Below are 15,320 nucleotides of genomic sequence, written 5' to 3' on the forward strand. Positions count from 1 at the left end.
GTGCTCTCCGGGATTGTCCATGCTCTGAAGAGCGGCGGTCGCTGGGGCGATTGTCCCGAGCACGTCTACGGGCCGAAGAAGACGCTTTACAACCGGTTCCGGCGCTGGGCCGAGCGCGGCGTGTGGGAGCGCATCTTCGCCAGCTTGCCGGGGTCGAGGGCGTGCCTGGCAAACTCTTCATCGACAGCAGTTGTATCAAGGTCCACCGCACTGCCGGAGGCGCAAAAGGGGGGCCTTGGCTCATGGTATCGGCATCACCAAAGGTGGCCGGAACACCAAGCTCCACGCCGTCTGCGACGAGAAAGGCCGTCCGCACGTCCTCCTGTTGACGCCGGGCAACACGCATGATGCCAAGGTCGCGATCCAGACGATCAATGCCGTGCCGCCCTCGGACTATCTGGTCGCCGACAAAGGTTACGACAGCAACGCCTTGCGCTCCTGGCTGATCGAGCGCGGAACCACGCCGGTCATCCCGTCAAAGTCCAACCGCAAGGTCCAGATCGAACACGACCGCCAGATCTATCGCCAACGCAACGTCGTCGAGCGCATGTTCTGCCGCTTCAAGGACTGGCGCCGCGTCGCCACACGCTTCGACCGCAATATCAAAACCTTCATGGCAACCATCGCCATCGCCGCCTTCGTCATATGGTGGCTCTAATGAGTCCGGACCCTAATCAATCCTGCCGCTCCTTTGCTTCCGACACCTACACCAAGTAACTCCCCTGTTCCGGTCCCCGGCGCCACAACTAAAGTCACCGCAGAAGAACAATGACCTTCGGCGTATTCATGCACAAGGATGGGTCGATCTATGACGATATTCCCGAGGTGCATTACCAGTTTCCGAAAAGCTACCTCAGCCGCGCCGAACGGATGGTCGGCGACTGGATCGTCTATCGCGAGCCCGTGAAGATGCCACAGTCGAAAGGCTTCTTTGCCGTCGCGAAGGTCGAGCGGGTCGTGCCTGACCCCGACATTTCGGATCGCTATCGCGCGCTGATCGAGCCGGGGAGCTACCTGCCGTTCTCGCCCACCGTCCCGCACAAGGTCGACGGCCAGCCGGTCGAGCGTGATCTGGCGAATGCGCAGGCGGCCGTGCGTCCGCTGTCCAATTCCGACTTCGCGCGCATCATCGCTCTGGGGTTGCCCGAGGACGATACGCTGCCGCGCGTCGGCGAGATCGAGCCGTTGGAGCGCGTGCGCGAAGGGCAGGTGCCGTTCGAGATCGAGCGGCCCATCGTGCAATCGCTCGTCAACCGCCCCTTCCGCGACCGCGCCTTTCGTCGCGCGGTTCTCCACGCCTATGACGGGCGCTGTGCGGTCACCGGGTGGAAGCTCGTCAACGGGGGAGGGCGGCTGGAAACCGAGGCGGCGCATATCCGCCCCGTCGAACACGGCGGCCCAGACAGCGTGCGTAACGGCCTCGCGCTCTCAGGCACCGCGCACTGGATGTTCGACCGCGGCCTTATCAGCTTGAGCGACGATCTTGTGGTGTTGATATCCCGCCACGTCAACGACCCGGCTAGCGTCGAAGGGATCATCAACCGCAGCGGCAAGGCGATCGCGCCGGCGCGCGCAAGTGACAGGCCACTTCCGCAGTTCCTGCGCTGGCACCGGGAGCAGTGCTTCAAGCACTAGAGCCCCTGTCCTACACCCGCTCCCCCCGCTATTCCCGCCGCCCAAAGCAACCGCTCGCGCAAGGAGACGGATTTCTCCCCCCAGGACTGTGTGACAAGTGTGACACCGCTCGGCCTTTCCGACAGTGTGGCAAGGGGCGTCACTTCACTTGGCGTTCACGGGCGGCGCGGTTATAGGGCCTCGCATGACGAGACCTCTGCGCACCACCCGTTCGCTTGCCCTTGCGGCGCTGGCGGCCACCACCGTGCTTGCCGCCTGCGGGGGCGGGGACAACCGGCCCAAGGACACCGCCTATGTCGCCCGCGATGTCGAGACCCTGTATTCCGAGGCGAAGGAGCGGCTCGATCGCGGGCAGCCGATGGTCGCCGCCGCGCTGTTCGACGAGGTGGAGCGCCAGCATCCCTATTCGCCCTGGGCCCGCCGCGCCCAGCTGATGAGCGCCTTCAGCTACTACGTTGGGGCGGACTACAACAAGGCGATCCAGGCGGCGCAGCGCTTCCTGTCGATCCATCCGGGCAACAAGGATGCGCCTTACGCCTTCTATCTGATCGCGCTTTCCTACTACGAGCAGATCAGCGATGTGGAGCGGGACCAGAAGATCACCGAGCAGGCGCTGACGGCCTTGCGCGAGGTGGTCCGCCGCTTCCCCAACAGCCAGTATGCCTCGGACGCGGCGCTCAAGATCGATCTGGTGCAGGATCACCTCGCCGGCAAGGAGATGGAGATCGGGCGCTATTACGAACGCTCGGGCAAGTGGATCGCGGCGCAGATCCGGTTCCAGAACGTGGTCGACAATTTCCAGACCACCAGCCACGCGCCCGAAGCGCTCTTCCGGCTCACCGAAACCAGCCTGGCGCTGGGCATTCCGGAAGAGGCGGTTAAATACGCAGCGGTGCTCGGGGCGAACTATCCCGGCAACGAATGGTACGAAAAGGCCTATGCCCTCGTCGAGGAACACGCCGCCGGCGTCCAGGCGAGCTGACCGTCGCCATCCCTCGGCGGCGCAGCGGGCGAAAGCGTTAACCAGTAATCATCCCTGACGGCGTAAAGCCGGCCCATGCCGCGCCGGGTCTTATCGCTTGCCGTAATCGTCCTTGCCCTGTGCGGCCTCATACCCCGAGTGGGGGCGCAGGAGCCGGAACCGGCGGTGCGCTTCGAAGGCACGCTCGACGGGGCGCAGGACCGGATCGATCTTTCCGGGATCGAGGTCACCGTCAACGGCTTGCCGGCGCGCAGTGACGGGCAGGGCGGCTTCGCGGCCGAGGTGCCGCTGTCACGCTATTACTACGTCGAGGCGAACGGCGCGGCGATCTTTCCTACGATGCAGACTTTCGGCAATGCCGAGCTGCGCGACGAGAACTGCCAGTGCCTGCGCATTCCGCCCATCGAGCTGGTGGCGCGCAGGAAAGGCCGGGTCGAGTTGTTCTTCGGCGGCGACAGCATGGCCGGACGGCGCTATTTCGAAGCGGGCGAGGGCGAGAAGGCGGTGCTCGACCGGGTGACGCTGGACCGCGATCTCGACCGCCTGTTCACGGCCATCCGGCCCTATTTCGCGCACAGCGACTTGGCTTCGATCAATCTGGAATCGGTGGTCGCCGCAACCCAGCCGGGGCCGCCGGCGCCGAAGAAGTATCTGTTCTTCTCGCCTCCCGAACTGCCGCTGGCGCTGGCCCGGGCGGGGATCGACCATGTCTCGCTCGGCAACAACCACACGGCCGATTACCGGGCGGCGGGGCTGCGAACCACGATCGATGCCCTCGATGCCGCGGGGGTCGCATGGTCGGGCGCGGGAATGGACCTCGAGGAGGCGGAACGCGCCTCGCGCTTCGATCTCGGGCAGGAGAAGGTCGCCATCTACGGCTTCGTCGGCTGGCGAGGGACGTGGGAGCCGAACCAGACCGCCACGCCGACAAAGGCCGGGGCGGCCTGGGGTCTGGCCAGTACCGTGAGGCGGATCACCGTGCGCGAACGGCAGGCGGGATACGTGCCGATCATGCAGTTTCACGGCAATCTCGAATATGCCGACCGGCCGAGCAGCATGTCCCTGCCGCGCTTTCGCGCCGCGATCGACAAGGGCTCGCCGCTGGTCATCGGTCACCATCCCCACGTGACACAGGGGCTGGAGATCTATCGCGGAGGCCTGATCGCTCATTCGCTGGGCAATTTCCTGTTCGATCAGGAGCATCCTCACACCCACGTTACCTACGGGCTGAAGGTCTGGCTCGAGGATGGCCGCTTCCTGCGCGCTGAGGTGGTGCCGATGCAGATGCTCGACTACCGGCCGGTCCCCGCAGTGGGAGGGATGCGAGAGGCGGTGCTGCGCCGGCTTTACTGGCTGTCGGGGGAGATGGGCACCACGTTGCACCAAAGCGGCGGACACGCGGCAGTCTGGGCACGGCGCAAGGGGGCGGCCAGAACCGACTGCGCACCTCCGGCACGATTTCGGTTGGCCGCACTCGCGCCTGCATGTCCCGCCAAGGACTTCCAGTTCGGACGCAACATGATCCCGCGGGGCGATTTCGAGAACGTCGCCGTCGGCTATGCCCGGGATCGCTTCTGGGTCGGCCGCGAGGCATCGGTCGACTACCGCGAGGCGGGCGGCAACACGCGGCTTGCGATCCTGCCGCTCGGCGCGGCAAAACCGTTCTACGTCTTCTCCAAGAGCTATATCCGAGATGTTTCGGCGCGGCGCTTCACGCTGCAGGCCGATGTCCATGTCCCGCGCCAGACCACCGTGACCCTGATCGCCAAGCCGCGGCCGCAGGAGGGCGAGGAGGCCACCCCGTCCATCCTGGGCGACACCGTCGGCCAGGTCACCCTGCACCCGGGGGGAGGCGGCCCGCAGAAGCTGAGCCTCGATTTCGAGCTGCCGGCCGAGCAGCCGGGGATCGCCCGGGCGTTCCGCATCATCCTGCGGTTCGACTTTGCCGACGGGAGGGAGACGGGGGTGAAGACCGTCGAGATGGACGATCTGGCGCTGGTCGAGTGGCCTGATCTGCCGGGCGACGTCGATCCCGCACAGTCGTGGCGCTGGACCCATGCGCGGCCGGCAATGCCCCTGCCCGGCGGCTGATTGTCGCCACCCGGGCGGTTGCCCGGTGACGCGACGCGCGCGCTTGTATAGAGCAGGCGCAACGCATGCTGACTCGCCTCGCCATCCGCAATGTCGTCCTCATCGAGGCACTCGATCTCGAGTTCGCGCGCGGGCTTGGCGTGATGACGGGTGAGACCGGGGCGGGCAAGTCGATCCTGCTTGATGCGCTGGGGCTGGTACTGGGCAACCGCGCCGACAGCGGGCTGGTGCGCGCGGGCGAGGAAAAGGCCAGCGTGACCGCCAGTTTCGAGTTTGCCGCGCTGCCGCAGCCGATGCTCGACCTGCTGGACGGTGCCGATATCGAGCTTGACGGCGGGGAGCCGCTGCTGATCCGGCGGCAGGTTCGTGCCGATGGCCGCAGCAAGGCGTTCCTGAACGATCAGCCGGTGGGCGTCGCGCTGCTTCGCGACCTTGCGCCGTTCCTTGTCGAACTGCACGGCCAGCATGACGATCGCGGGCTCGTCAATCCGCGCGGGCACCGCGATCTGCTCGACCGTTTCGCCGGCGCTCAGACGGCGAAGGTGGCCGCCGCTTATGCAGCATGGCGGAATGCGGAAAGCCGTCTCGACGAGGCGCGGCGGGCGCTGGTCCAGGCGAAGGAGGATCAGGACCTGCTGCTGGCGCATCTGTCGGAATTGACCGCCCTCGAACCGCAGGCCGGCGAGGAAGGGCGGCTGGCGATGGCCCGTGCCGATATGCAGAAGGGCGAGCGGCTGTCAGGCGATCTGGAAGAATTGCGGCAGATCTGGGAGGGCTCGGATTCCCCACTTGCCAGCCTGCGCCTAGCCGCGCGGCGGCTCGATCGCATCGCCGGCGAGCATCCGCTGCTCGGCGATGCGCTGGCAGCGCTCGACCGGGCGGTCATCGAAGCGGGCGAGGCGGAGGATGCCCTGCGCGCAGCCGCCGATGCGCTCGATCACGATCCGCAGGCGCTGGAGGCGGCGGAAACCCGTCTGTTCGATCTGCGCGCACTGGCTCGCAAGCACCGCTGCGAAGTCGACGAACTGCCTGCCAAGATGCGCGAGTTTCGCGCCGCGCTCGACTCCATCGAAGGCGGGGAGGCAGAGCTCGATGCGCTGGAATCCGCCGCACAGGATGGGGCGAAACGCTATCGCGAGGCGGCCGAGGCGCTGCACCGGACGCGGGTCGCCGCCGCCGCCAGGCTGGACGAGGCGGTCGCGCGGGAACTGGCACCGCTCAAGCTCGATAGCGCCCGGTTCAGGACGGCGGTGACCGCATTGCCCGACGACCGCTGGGGTCCGGCGGGGATGGACGCCGTCGAATTCCTGATCGCGACCAATCCGGGCGCCGATTTCGCGCCGCTGGCCAAGATCGCCAGCGGGGGCGAACTGTCGCGTTTCATCCTCGCGCTCAAGGTAGCTCTGGCCGAGCAGGGCGGGGCGGCGACGGTGATTTTCGACGAGATCGACCGCGGTGTCGGCGGCGCGGTGGCGAGCGCCATCGGCGAGCGGCTGGCGCGGCTTTCCAGCGGGGGGCAACTGCTGGCCGTCACCCACAGCCCGCAGGTCGCCGCGCGGGGGCGGACGCATTACATGATCGCCAAGTCGAGCGATGGGACCGTCACCCGCACCAGCGTCGCCTTGCTGGATGAGGCGGGCCGGCAGGAAGAGATCGCCCGAATGCTGAGCGGCGCAGAAGTTACGCCAGAGGCCCGCGCGCAGGCGGACCGGCTGCTGGAGGGGGTGTGAGCGAACCGACCGAGGCGGAGGCTGCCAACGAACTCATGCGGCTCGCCCGTGCGATCGCCCGGCATGACCGGCTCTACCATGCCGAGGATGCGCCCGAGATCACCGATCAGGAATATGACGCGCTGGTTCGCCGCAATGCCGAGCTCGAGAAGGCGTTTCCCCACTTGGTTCGTGCGGATTCGCCCAGCGCCGGCGTCGGCCATTCGGTTGCCGCGTCGCCGCTGAGCAAGGTGCGGCATGAGGTTCGCATGATGAGCCTCGACAACGCCTTCGCCGCGGAAGAGGTCGCCGAATGGCTGGCCCGCGTACGGCGGTTCCTGTCGCTTGCCGATGGCGAGGCGCTGGCGGTGACGGCGGAGGACAAGATCGACGGCCTCTCCTGTTCGCTCCGCTATGAAGGCGGTCACCTCGTTCGCGCCGCGACCCGGGGCGACGGCGAGGTTGGCGAGGAAGTCACCGCCAACGTCGCGCATATCGCCGACATTCCGCAGCAGCTTGCCGGCACCGTGCCCGAGGTGTTCGAGGTGCGCGGCGAAGTCTACATGGCAAAGTCCGATTTTGCCGCGCTCAACACGGCGCAAGAGGCGGCGGGCGGGCGATTGTTCGCCAATCCGCGCAACGCCGCTGCCGGTTCGTTGCGCCAGAAGGACGCCAAGGTTACCGCCGCGCGGCCTCTGCGGTTCTGGGCGCATGGCTGGGGTGCGGCAAGCGATCTGCCCGGCACCACACAGGAAGAAATCGTCCGCCGGATCGAGGACTGGGGCCTGCCGGTATCGCCCCTGTTCGCCCGGGTCGAAGGGCTCGAGCCCATGCTTGCCCATTACGACCGTATCGGGGCCGAGCGTGCGGCCATGCCCTACGAGATCGACGGAGTAGTCTACAAGGTCGACCGGCTCGACTGGCAGCAACGGCTGGGCTTCGTCGCCAAGGCGCCGCGCTGGGCACTGGCGCACAAGTTTCCCGCGGAAAGGGCCGAAACGACATTGGAGGCGATCGACATCCAGGTCGGCAGGACCGGCAAGCTGACCCCGGTGGGCCGGCTGGCCCCGGTGCTCGTCGGCGGGGTGACGGTGACCAACGTGACGCTGCACAATCGGGACGAGATCGCGCGGCTGGGCGTGCGACCGGGCGACCGGGTGGTGGTCCAGCGCGCCGGCGACGTCATTCCGCAACTCGTCGAAAACCTCACCGGCGATGTCGATCGCCCGCCCTACCGGTTCCCCGACCACTGCCCGCAATGTGGCAGCGAAGCGGTCGCCGAGGGGGGCGAGGTGGACGTCCGCTGCACCGCCGGGCTGGTCTGCCCGGCCCAGCGGACCGAGCGGCTCAAGCATTTCGTCTCGCGCGGTGCGCTCGATATCGACGGGCTGGGCGAGAAGACCATCGACCAGTTCTTTGCCCTCGGCTGGCTGGAAAGCCCCGCCGACATTTTCCGCCTGCACCAGCGCCGGGAGGACATTCGCGCGCTGGAGGGGTGGAAGGATAAGTCTGTGGATAACCTGTTGGCATCAATCGAGGCGCGCCGCGCTCCTGATGCCGCACGCCTGCTTTTCGCGCTCGGGATACGGCACGTAGGCGCGGTTACGGCGCGCGACCTGATGCGCCATTTTCACGAATTGCCCGCCTTGCGGCTAACCGCCGAGGAAGCGCACCGCGGCGACGAGGTGGCGCGTGCGGAACTGACTTCGATCGACGGGATCGGCGCCGCCGTGGTCGAGGCACTGGGGGATTTCTTCCACGAGGAGCACAACCGCGAAGTGTGGGACGACCTGCTGCGCGAACTCTCCCCGCCGCGCTACGAGGTCGAGACCCGAGACAGCGCGGTCGCCGGCAAGACGGTGGTTTTCACCGGCAAGCTGGAGACGATGAGCCGCGACGAGGCCAAGGCCCAGGCCGAACGGCTGGGTGCCAAGGCCAGCGGCGCGGTCAGCGCGCGAACCGATCTGCTGGTCGCCGGGCCGGGCGCGGGCAGCAAGATCAAGAAGGCCGAAGCGCTCGGCATCGAGATCATCGACGAGCAGGCCTGGGCGAAAATCGTGGCGGAAGCCGGCTGACACGCGTTGCATCGCGCCCGCCAATCGGGCAATCGCACGGGCGTGTCGCGCAATGCCATTCTTGCCCTCGTCCTGTTCGGATTTTCGGGCTTCCTGCTTCTGTTCACGATGGTCTCCGAACCTGCCGCGCGGGTCGAGCGGGTGCGGCTGAGCGGCGCGCCCATTCCGTTGATGACGCCATCCCCGGAACACAGGCAGCTGGAGGCCGCGCTGGCCGGGCTGGGGCAAGGATTTGCCGGGACGGTGGGCATCGCGGTCACCGAAGTCGCCACCGGAGTGACAGTCGGATACCGGCCCGAGATGGCGATGCCCCAGCAAAGCGTCAGCAAGCTGTGGGTGGCGCTGACCGCGCTCGATCAGGTCGATCGGGGCAAGCTGGACCTCACCGAGCCGGTGGTGGTTCGCGCCGCGGATCTCACCGTGTTCCATCAGCCTATTCGCGAGATCGTCCGCCAGAAAGGTCAGTTCGTCACCACCTATGACGAACTGCTAGCGCGGGCCCTGACCGAAAGCGACAACACCGCCAACGACCTCATCCTGCGCCGGGTCGGCGGGCCGCGGGCGGTGGAAGGGATGATCGACCGCAAGAACCTGCGCTGGATCACGTTCGGGACGGACGAAATCACCAAGCAGAGCGAGATTGCGGGTCTGGAATGGCGGCCGAGCTATGCCATCGGGCGCCGCTTCTACGATGCCCGTTCCGCCCTGCCCGAACCGGTCCGAAAGGCGGCGTTCGAGCGTTATCTGGCAAGCCCGATGGACGGGGCGAGCGCGCAGGGCATTTCCGTGGCCCTTGCCCGGATCGCCCGGGGCGAGGTGCTGGCAAGGCCGACGACGCACAAACTGATCGAGACCCTTAACCGCACGAAAAGCGGGCCGCGCCGCCTGAAGGGCGGTCTGCCGCCCGGCTGGGCCATCGCGCACAAGACCGGCACCGGGCAGGAATATGCCGGGGAGCAATCGGGCTATAACGATGTCGGCCTGCTGTTTGCGCCCGATGGCCGTTCCTATGCGGTGGCGGTGATGATCCAGCGGACCCGCGCCTCCTATGCCGAGCGGATGGCGATGATGCAGGGCGTTACCCGGGCCGTCGCCGCGTATCACGAACAGCTGCCGCCGATCGCGCCCGCACTTGCTCGTGATGCTCCGGTATCCACTTCATCACGCCCCCGGCAAGCGGAGTGAACCTGCCCATCCGGACACCCGCATGGGCGAGGGTATCGGCGACCCACTGGTTGCAGGTATTGACGAGCGTATAGCGCCCCGCCGCGTCGTAATTGCGCGAGGCTGGCTCGAAACCGGGATAGGTCGGCCGGGCAGCGCCGGGCGGCAATGGGGGGAGGGCAGCGGCGATCCGCTGCGCGAGGCGGGCGTACTCCGCCGGGCGCAGGAGCAACACGCGGTGATGCGGCGAAGGCTGCGGGTTGACGTAGTGGCTGACGCGGATCAGCCCCGGCCCGCCGCTGACTGCAATGCGCAGGGCAGTCGACAGCTTGAGGTCGGCCCATGTCGGCGTCTCGAGAAAGACCTCCTTCTCGCCCCAGCCGACCGCAATGTGAGTCGGCATCCAGCCGTCCGCATCGCGCGGCGTGCCGGCCGAAGGAAAGGTCGCTCGCCAGTCATGAACGGGCGAGATCACCGGCATGACGATCCCGGTATGGACGCCGTTGCTTTCGACCATGATCGCGATGCCGTCCGCCGGCGCGCGCCATTCGCGATTGCGTGGCAGGGAACTGCCGATCCAGGCGATGAGCAGGAAAAACGTGGCCAGCGTTGCTACAGCCGCAACCGGCCACAGGATCAGCCGGCCGCCGATCCGCGCTATCAGCGAAAGCGGCGACGGCGCAGCCACAGGATCGACCAGTCGCCGTTGACCATGCGCCGGGCCAGCCGAAAGCCGGCGGCATAGGCTGCCCGGCGGACCATTTCCTCCTGCCGGGTGAGCAGCCCTGCCAGCAGCAGGTGCCCGCCAAGGCGCGTCGCGGCACCGAAATCGGGCGCGAGTTCGACCAGCGGCGCGGCAAGGATATTGGCGATGATCAGATCGAACGGCCCGCGCGCGGCAATCAGCGGATCGTCCATGCCATCGGCGATGGTCATCAGCAGCGCGCCCCGGCCCGGCCCTTGCGCCATCCCGTTGGCGGCGAGATTGTCGGCCACCACGCCGGCGCATACCGGATCGATATCGGAGGCGGTTGCGCGGGCATCCGGCCACAGCCTCAGTGCGGCCATCGCCAGCAGCCCGGTGCCGGTGCCGATGTCCGCCAGATCGCGCACGCGGACCCCTTCGCGGCGCATCAGGTCCAGCATGGCGAGGCAGCCGGCGGTGGTCTCGTGCTGGCCCGTGCCGAAAGCCTGGCTGGCGGGAATGACCAAATCGATCATCCCCCCGTCGGCTGGGTGGTCCGGCGTGCGGATGTGGAACCGGCCCGCCCGGATCGGCTCGACGCCCTTCTGGCTTTCGACCACCCAATCGGTCTCGGGCAGTCGTTCGGTCTTCAATTCGGGGGCACCTGATCCGAACAGGCGCGCGATCAGGGCGAGGTCGGCGGCGCCAGGCTTGCGATCGAGATAGACCTCGAGGCTCCATTCGTCGGGCCGATCTTCGGCGATCTCCATCCCCGAGACGACCCAGGTGTCCGGCCATTCGGCAAGGCCCTCTTGTGCCGTCAGCGCCGCCTTGGCGCTGGCCTTGTCGCACAAGCCAACGACCTTCCAGCTGTCAGCGGACATAGCTTGCGCCATTCGCGTCGAGCGTGGCGCCGGTCAGGCTGGGCGGGGCGTCGAGCGCGCAGAAGGCGATCAGCGTAGCGATTTCCCCAGGCTCCGCCACCCGGCCGAGCGGGATGTCGGCGAGCAGACCCGGCCCGCCGCGGCTGGCAAGGTAATCGTCCGCCATCGCGGTGTCGGTGAAGCCGGGGGTTATCGCAAAGCTCAGGATGCCCTCGGCGGCATAGGCGCGGGCGATCGTCTTGTGCAGCGCCAGCATCGCGCCCTTGCTTGCCGCATAATGCCAGTGCGCGGGCGAATCCCCCCGGTGTCCGGCACGGCTCGCCACGTGGACGACGCGCCCGCCGACGCCGCGATCCTGCCAGTGCCGGACCGCGAGGCGCGAGAGCTGGGCCGCGGCGGTCAGGTTGATGCGCAAGGTCTCTTCCCACGAGGCCAGCCACTGCGCATCGTCCGCGTCGATCGGGTTGGCCCGGAAGACCCCGGCGTTGTTCACCAGCACGTCGATCGTGCCGCCGGCTTCGTGCAGCGCCGCGTCCCACAGGCGGCGGGGGGCGGCGGGGTCGGCAAAATCGGCGGCAAGGGTGGCCGCCCCGCCGGCGGCGGTCGACTGGCCGATTACATGCGCCCCGCGTCGTTCGAGCAGGCGTGCCGCGGCTGCGCCGATCCCGCGCGATGCGCCGGTCAGAAGGATGCAGGTCATGCACCGGGCTATTTCGATATTTGCGGCATTTGTCGAGGCTGGCCGCCTTGCCCTTGCCGCCATTCTCGCTAAGTAGCCTTCCGACGCTATCCAACGGACGCTTTCATCCATGGCCAACCGCCCGCTTTCGCCGCATCTGCAAATCTGGAAATGGGGCCCGCACATGGCGGTCTCGATCTTCCACCGCGTGACCGGCGACGGGATGGCGCTGGTCGGTCTGGCGGTGCTGCTGTGGTGGCTGGGGGCGATGGCCGCCGGGCCGCGGGCCTATGAAACTTTCGCCAACGTGATGGGCTCGCCGCTCGGCCTGGTGGTGCTGGTCGGACTGAGCTGGGCGTTCTTCACCCATATGTCGAGCGGCCTGCGCCATTTCGTGCTCGATATCGGGGCGGGATACGAGCTGACGACCAACAAGACCTGGTCCGTCATCGTGCTTGCTGCCGGCGTTGTCCTCACTGCCCTGTTCTGGGCGGTCATCCTCCTGAAGTGACGAGATCATGGTAGACGGAACTCCTATCGGCCGGGTGCGCGGCCTCGGATCGGCCCATCACGGGGTCAGCCACTGGCTGCTGCAGCGCTTCACCGCGGTCGGCAACCTGGTGCTGGTCCTGTTCCTGGTCGTCAGCCTCGCGCTGCTGCCGGCTTACGACTATGCCACGATGAGCGGCTGGGCCTCGCAATTGCTGCCTGCCACGGCGCTGGCGCTGCTGATCATCAGCGTATTCTGGCATGCGCGCCTTGGTCTGCAGGTGCTGATCGAGGACTATGTGCATGAGGGCGGCTCGAAATTCGCCCTCATCCTGCTGCTCAATCTCGCGACCATTGGCGGCGCGGCCTTCGGACTCGTCTCGATCGCCCGCCTCGCATTCGGAGGTGCCGCCTGATGGCGTTCAATTCGGCATTCGAAATCGGCGGCCGCAGCTATCCGATCGTCGATCACGATTATGACGTCGTCGTCGTCGGCGCGGGCGGCAGCGGCCTCCGCGCGACGATGGGCGCCGCCGAGAGCGGGCTGAAGACCGCCAACATCTCCAAGGTCTTTCCCACCCGTTCGCACACGGTCGCGGCGCAGGGCGGGATCGCGGCGAGCCTCGGCAATAATACCCCCGATCACTGGTCGTGGCATATGTACGATACCGTCAAGGGTTCGGACTGGCTGGGCGATCAGGACGCGATCGAATACATGGTTCGCGAAGCCCCTCAGGCGGTCTACGAACTCGAGCATGCGGGCGTGCCGTTCAGCCGGAACGAGAACGGGACGATCTACCAGCGCCCCTTCGGGGGGCACATGCAGAACATGGGCGAAGGCCCGCCGGTGCAGCGCACCTGCGCCGCGGCGGACCGGACGGGGCACGCCATGCTCCACGCGCTGTATCAGCAAAGCCTGAAGTACGACGCGACGTTCTTCATCGAATATTTCGCCATCGACCTGATCATGCACAACGGCGAATGCCGCGGCGTCATCGCCATGTGCCTCGACGATGGGACGATCCACCGGTTCCGCAGCCACGCGGTGGTGCTGGCGACGGGTGGTTACGGCCGCTGTTACTACACCGCGACCAGTGCCCATACCTGCACCGGCGACGGGGGCGGCATGGTGCTGCGCGCGGGCCTGCCCATGCAGGACATGGAGTTCGTCCAGTTCCACCCCACCGGCATCTATGGGGCCGGCGTTCTCATCACCGAAGGCGCGCGGGGGGAGGGCGGTTACCTGACCAATTCCGAAGGCGAGCGCTTCATGGAACGCTATGCCCCTTCGGCCAAGGATCTTGCCAGCCGCGATGTCGTCAGCCGCTCGATGGCGCTGGAAATGCGCGAAGGGCGAGGCGTCGGGCCGGAGAAGGACCACATCTATCTCCACCTCGACCATATCGATCCCAAGGTGCTTGGCGAACGGCTGCCGGGGATTACCGAAAGCGGCAAGATCTTTGCCGGGGTCGACCTTACGCGCGAGCCGTTGCCGGTGACGCCCACGGTGCATTACAACATGGGCGGCATTCCCTGTAACTATCACGGCGAAGTCATCGCCGGCGATCCGGGCGATCCGGAAAAGACGGTCCCAGGGCTGTACGCCGTGGGCGAGGCGGCCTGCGTTTCGGTGCATGGCGCCAACCGGCTCGGCTCGAACTCGCTGATCGATCTTGTCGTCTTCGGCCGTGCGACCGGGCACCGACTGCGCGATCAGTTCAAGCCCGGCACCGCGCTTGACGAACTGCCCAGGGACAGCGCCGACCTTGCACTGACCCGGCTCGACCATTTCCGCCACGCCAATGGCGGCTCGCCCACGGCGCAGGTGCGGGCGGAAATGCAGAAGGGCATGCAGAAGCACGCCGCCGTGTTCCGCGACAGCAAGCTGCTGGCCGAAGGGGTCGATCTGCTGGCCCGGGTCAACAAGCGGATGGAGGACATTCACGTGTCCGACCGCTCGCTGATCTGGAACAGCGACCTGGTCGAGACGATGGAACTCGACAACATGATGGCGCAGGCCAACGTCACCATTGCTTCGGCAGAGAACCGCAAGGAAAGCCGCGGCGCTCATGCGCACGAGGATTATCCCGATCGCGACGATGTTAACTGGATGAAGCATACGCTGGCCTGGTTCGAAGGCTGGGGCGGCAACGGCGGGGCGATGAGGATCGATTATCGTCCGGTCCACGAATACACCCTCACGGACGATGTCGCATACATCGAGCCGAAGAAGCGGGTCTATTGATGATGGGTGCGCGGTGGGCGCTCGCGCTCGCCGCGTTTGCGGTCACAGGCTGCGCGGGCGGGGTCGGGCGGCCACCACCCGCACTGGGCGCGCCGGCATTCTACACCCGCCATGTCTCGGCGGCCGGGATTGCGATCCTCTCGTCGGACCGGGTTTCTCCCAAAGCGCTCGTCGCGGCACGGTCGATGGCCGTCCAGATGCTGTCCGCCCGCCCCGACCTTGCGCAATGGCTGGCGGCTAACGACTATCGCATCGCGATCATCGCGCAAGACGAGGCGTTGCTCGATCTGCCGGAGAACCGCGACTGGAAGAAGCCGACCCGGGACGATCCACGGCTGACCCGCTGCGAGATCAAGCATTACGATACCCGTATCGGCGCATTGACCGATCGCGCCTATTGGGATGCCCGCGCCCGCGGCATCGGGGGCCGGCGGATGGCGGCGGCGGAAGAAGACGTGCTCGGCAAACCCGGCAGTCGCTATTACGGCGAAACGATCTTCGTTCACGAACTGGCGCACAATGTGCTCTATGCGATCGAGGCCGTCGACCAGCCGCTTTATCGTGAGGTCGAAGCTGCCTATGCCAATGCGCTGGAAACCGGGCTCTGGCGGGACGAATACACCGTCACCACGATCCAGGAATACTGGGCCGAGGGAACGCAGTTCTGGTTCAATTCAAACCG

14 protein-coding genes and 1 pseudogene are annotated in these 15,320 nt (G+C 66.9%); 12 read left to right on the plus strand and 3 right to left on the minus strand.

The features are described from left to right. From ACHFFA_RS12445 to ACHFFA_RS12480, 8 genes and pseudogenes are all read left to right on the plus strand, one after another. Window positions 1-126, plus strand: a pseudogene (locus ACHFFA_RS12445) (transposase); the annotation flags it as partial. Window positions 127-190: 64 nt separating this feature from the next. Further along, the gene (locus tag ACHFFA_RS12450; protein WP_394271145.1) at window positions 191-658 is read left to right on the plus strand and encodes an IS5 family transposase; all 468 of its coding nucleotides are present in this window, start codon (window positions 191-193) and stop codon (window positions 656-658) included. 110 nt (window positions 659-768) lie between these two features. Further along, the gene (locus ACHFFA_RS12455; protein ID WP_394271146.1) at window positions 769-1,635 is read left to right on the plus strand and encodes an HNH endonuclease; all 867 of its coding nucleotides are present in this window, start codon (window positions 769-771) and stop codon (window positions 1,633-1,635) included. A 184-nt stretch (window positions 1,636-1,819) separates the two neighbouring features. Then, a complete protein-coding gene (locus tag ACHFFA_RS12460) occupies window positions 1,820-2,617 on the plus strand; it encodes an outer membrane protein assembly factor BamD (protein WP_394271147.1) in 798 nt (265 codons plus the stop codon). Window positions 2,618-2,692: 75 nt separating this feature from the next. Further along, window positions 2,693-4,708, plus strand: a complete 2,016-nt coding sequence (locus ACHFFA_RS12465) for a CapA family protein (protein ID WP_394271148.1) — start codon at window positions 2,693-2,695, stop codon at window positions 4,706-4,708. Between the two features lie 65 nt (window positions 4,709-4,773). Further along, window positions 4,774-6,438, plus strand: a complete 1,665-nt coding sequence (recN, locus tag ACHFFA_RS12470) for a DNA repair protein RecN (RefSeq protein ID WP_394271149.1) — start codon at window positions 4,774-4,776, stop codon at window positions 6,436-6,438. 35 nt (window positions 6,439-6,473) lie between these two features. Then, complete coding sequence (gene ligA / locus ACHFFA_RS12475; RefSeq protein ID WP_394271158.1) at window positions 6,474-8,492, plus strand: NAD-dependent DNA ligase LigA; 2,019 nt, start codon at window positions 6,474-6,476, stop codon at window positions 8,490-8,492. A gap of 42 nt (window positions 8,493-8,534) precedes the next feature. Beyond that, entirely contained in the window at window positions 8,535-9,677 is a 1,143-nt protein-coding gene (locus ACHFFA_RS12480; RefSeq protein ID WP_394271150.1) for a serine hydrolase, read from the plus strand. Here ACHFFA_RS12480 and ACHFFA_RS12485 read toward each other — a convergent pair. From ACHFFA_RS12485 to ACHFFA_RS12495, 3 genes are read right to left on the minus strand one after another with little or no spacing between them, the layout of a single operon-like run. After that, entirely contained in the window at window positions 9,571-10,344 is a 774-nt protein-coding gene (locus tag ACHFFA_RS12485; protein WP_394271151.1) for a DUF2459 domain-containing protein, read from the minus strand. The two genes, ACHFFA_RS12480 and ACHFFA_RS12485, sit on opposite strands and share 107 nt — an antisense overlap. Continuing rightward, on the minus strand, window positions 10,317-11,225 hold the full coding sequence (locus ACHFFA_RS12490) for a 50S ribosomal protein L11 methyltransferase (RefSeq protein WP_394271152.1): 909 nt from the start codon (window positions 11,223-11,225) through the stop codon (window positions 10,317-10,319). The genes ACHFFA_RS12485 and ACHFFA_RS12490 overlap by 28 nt, the downstream gene beginning before the upstream one ends. Then, on the minus strand, window positions 11,215-11,925 hold the full coding sequence (locus ACHFFA_RS12495; protein ID WP_394271153.1) for an SDR family NAD(P)-dependent oxidoreductase: 711 nt from the start codon (window positions 11,923-11,925) through the stop codon (window positions 11,215-11,217). Before ACHFFA_RS12495 ends, ACHFFA_RS12490 begins: the two co-directional genes overlap by 11 nt. 109 nt (window positions 11,926-12,034) lie before the next feature. On the opposite strand from ACHFFA_RS12495, the gene sdhC reads away from it, so the two are divergent. From sdhC to ACHFFA_RS12515, 4 genes are all read left to right on the plus strand, one after another. Then, entirely contained in the window at window positions 12,035-12,415 is a 381-nt protein-coding gene (sdhC, locus tag ACHFFA_RS12500; RefSeq protein WP_394271154.1) for a succinate dehydrogenase, cytochrome b556 subunit, read from the plus strand. A 7-nt stretch (window positions 12,416-12,422) separates the two neighbouring features. Then, window positions 12,423-12,809 carry a succinate dehydrogenase, hydrophobic membrane anchor protein gene (gene sdhD / locus ACHFFA_RS12505; RefSeq protein ID WP_394271155.1) on the plus strand — a complete coding sequence of 129 codons (387 nt, stop codon included), beginning with the start codon at window positions 12,423-12,425 and terminating at the stop codon, window positions 12,807-12,809. Further along, entirely contained in the window at window positions 12,809-14,638 is a 1,830-nt protein-coding gene (gene sdhA / locus ACHFFA_RS12510) for a succinate dehydrogenase flavoprotein subunit (RefSeq protein WP_394271156.1), read from the plus strand. Before sdhD ends, sdhA begins: the two co-directional genes overlap by 1 nt. Window positions 14,639-14,640: 2 nt before the next feature. Beyond that, window positions 14,641-15,320, plus strand: a 680-nt coding sequence (locus ACHFFA_RS12515; protein WP_394271157.1) for a glycoside hydrolase, incomplete at its 3' end; no start/stop codon positions are given.

It is taken from the genome of Qipengyuania sp. (assembly GCF_043423005.1).
Taxonomy (GTDB): domain Bacteria; phylum Pseudomonadota; class Alphaproteobacteria; order Sphingomonadales; family Sphingomonadaceae; genus Qipengyuania.

Excerpts from the sequence above, each read along its gene's own strand:
- ACHFFA_RS12455 (WP_394271146.1), top strand. The coding sequence starts at position 769 with ATGACCTTCGGCGTATTCATGCACAAGGATGGGTCGATCTATGACGAT.
- ACHFFA_RS12460 (WP_394271147.1), top strand. The coding sequence starts at position 1,820 with ATGACGAGACCTCTGCGCACCACCCGTTCGCTTGCCCTTGCGGCGCTG.
- ACHFFA_RS12465 (WP_394271148.1), top strand. The coding sequence starts at position 2,693 with ATGCCGCGCCGGGTCTTATCGCTTGCCGTAATCGTCCTTGCCCTGTGC.
- recN (WP_394271149.1), top strand. The coding sequence starts at position 4,774 with ATGCTGACTCGCCTCGCCATCCGCAATGTCGTCCTCATCGAGGCACTC.
- ligA (WP_394271158.1), top strand. The coding sequence starts at position 6,474 with ATGCGGCTCGCCCGTGCGATCGCCCGGCATGACCGGCTCTACCATGCC.
- ACHFFA_RS12490 (WP_394271152.1), bottom strand. The coding sequence starts at position 11,225 with ATGTCCGCTGACAGCTGGAAGGTCGTTGGCTTGTGCGACAAGGCCAGC.
- ACHFFA_RS12495 (WP_394271153.1), bottom strand. The coding sequence starts at position 11,925 with ATGACCTGCATCCTTCTGACCGGCGCATCGCGCGGGATCGGCGCAGCC.
- sdhC (WP_394271154.1), top strand. The coding sequence starts at position 12,035 with ATGGCCAACCGCCCGCTTTCGCCGCATCTGCAAATCTGGAAATGGGGC.
- sdhD (WP_394271155.1), top strand. The coding sequence starts at position 12,423 with ATGGTAGACGGAACTCCTATCGGCCGGGTGCGCGGCCTCGGATCGGCC.
- sdhA (WP_394271156.1), top strand. The coding sequence starts at position 12,809 with ATGGCGTTCAATTCGGCATTCGAAATCGGCGGCCGCAGCTATCCGATC.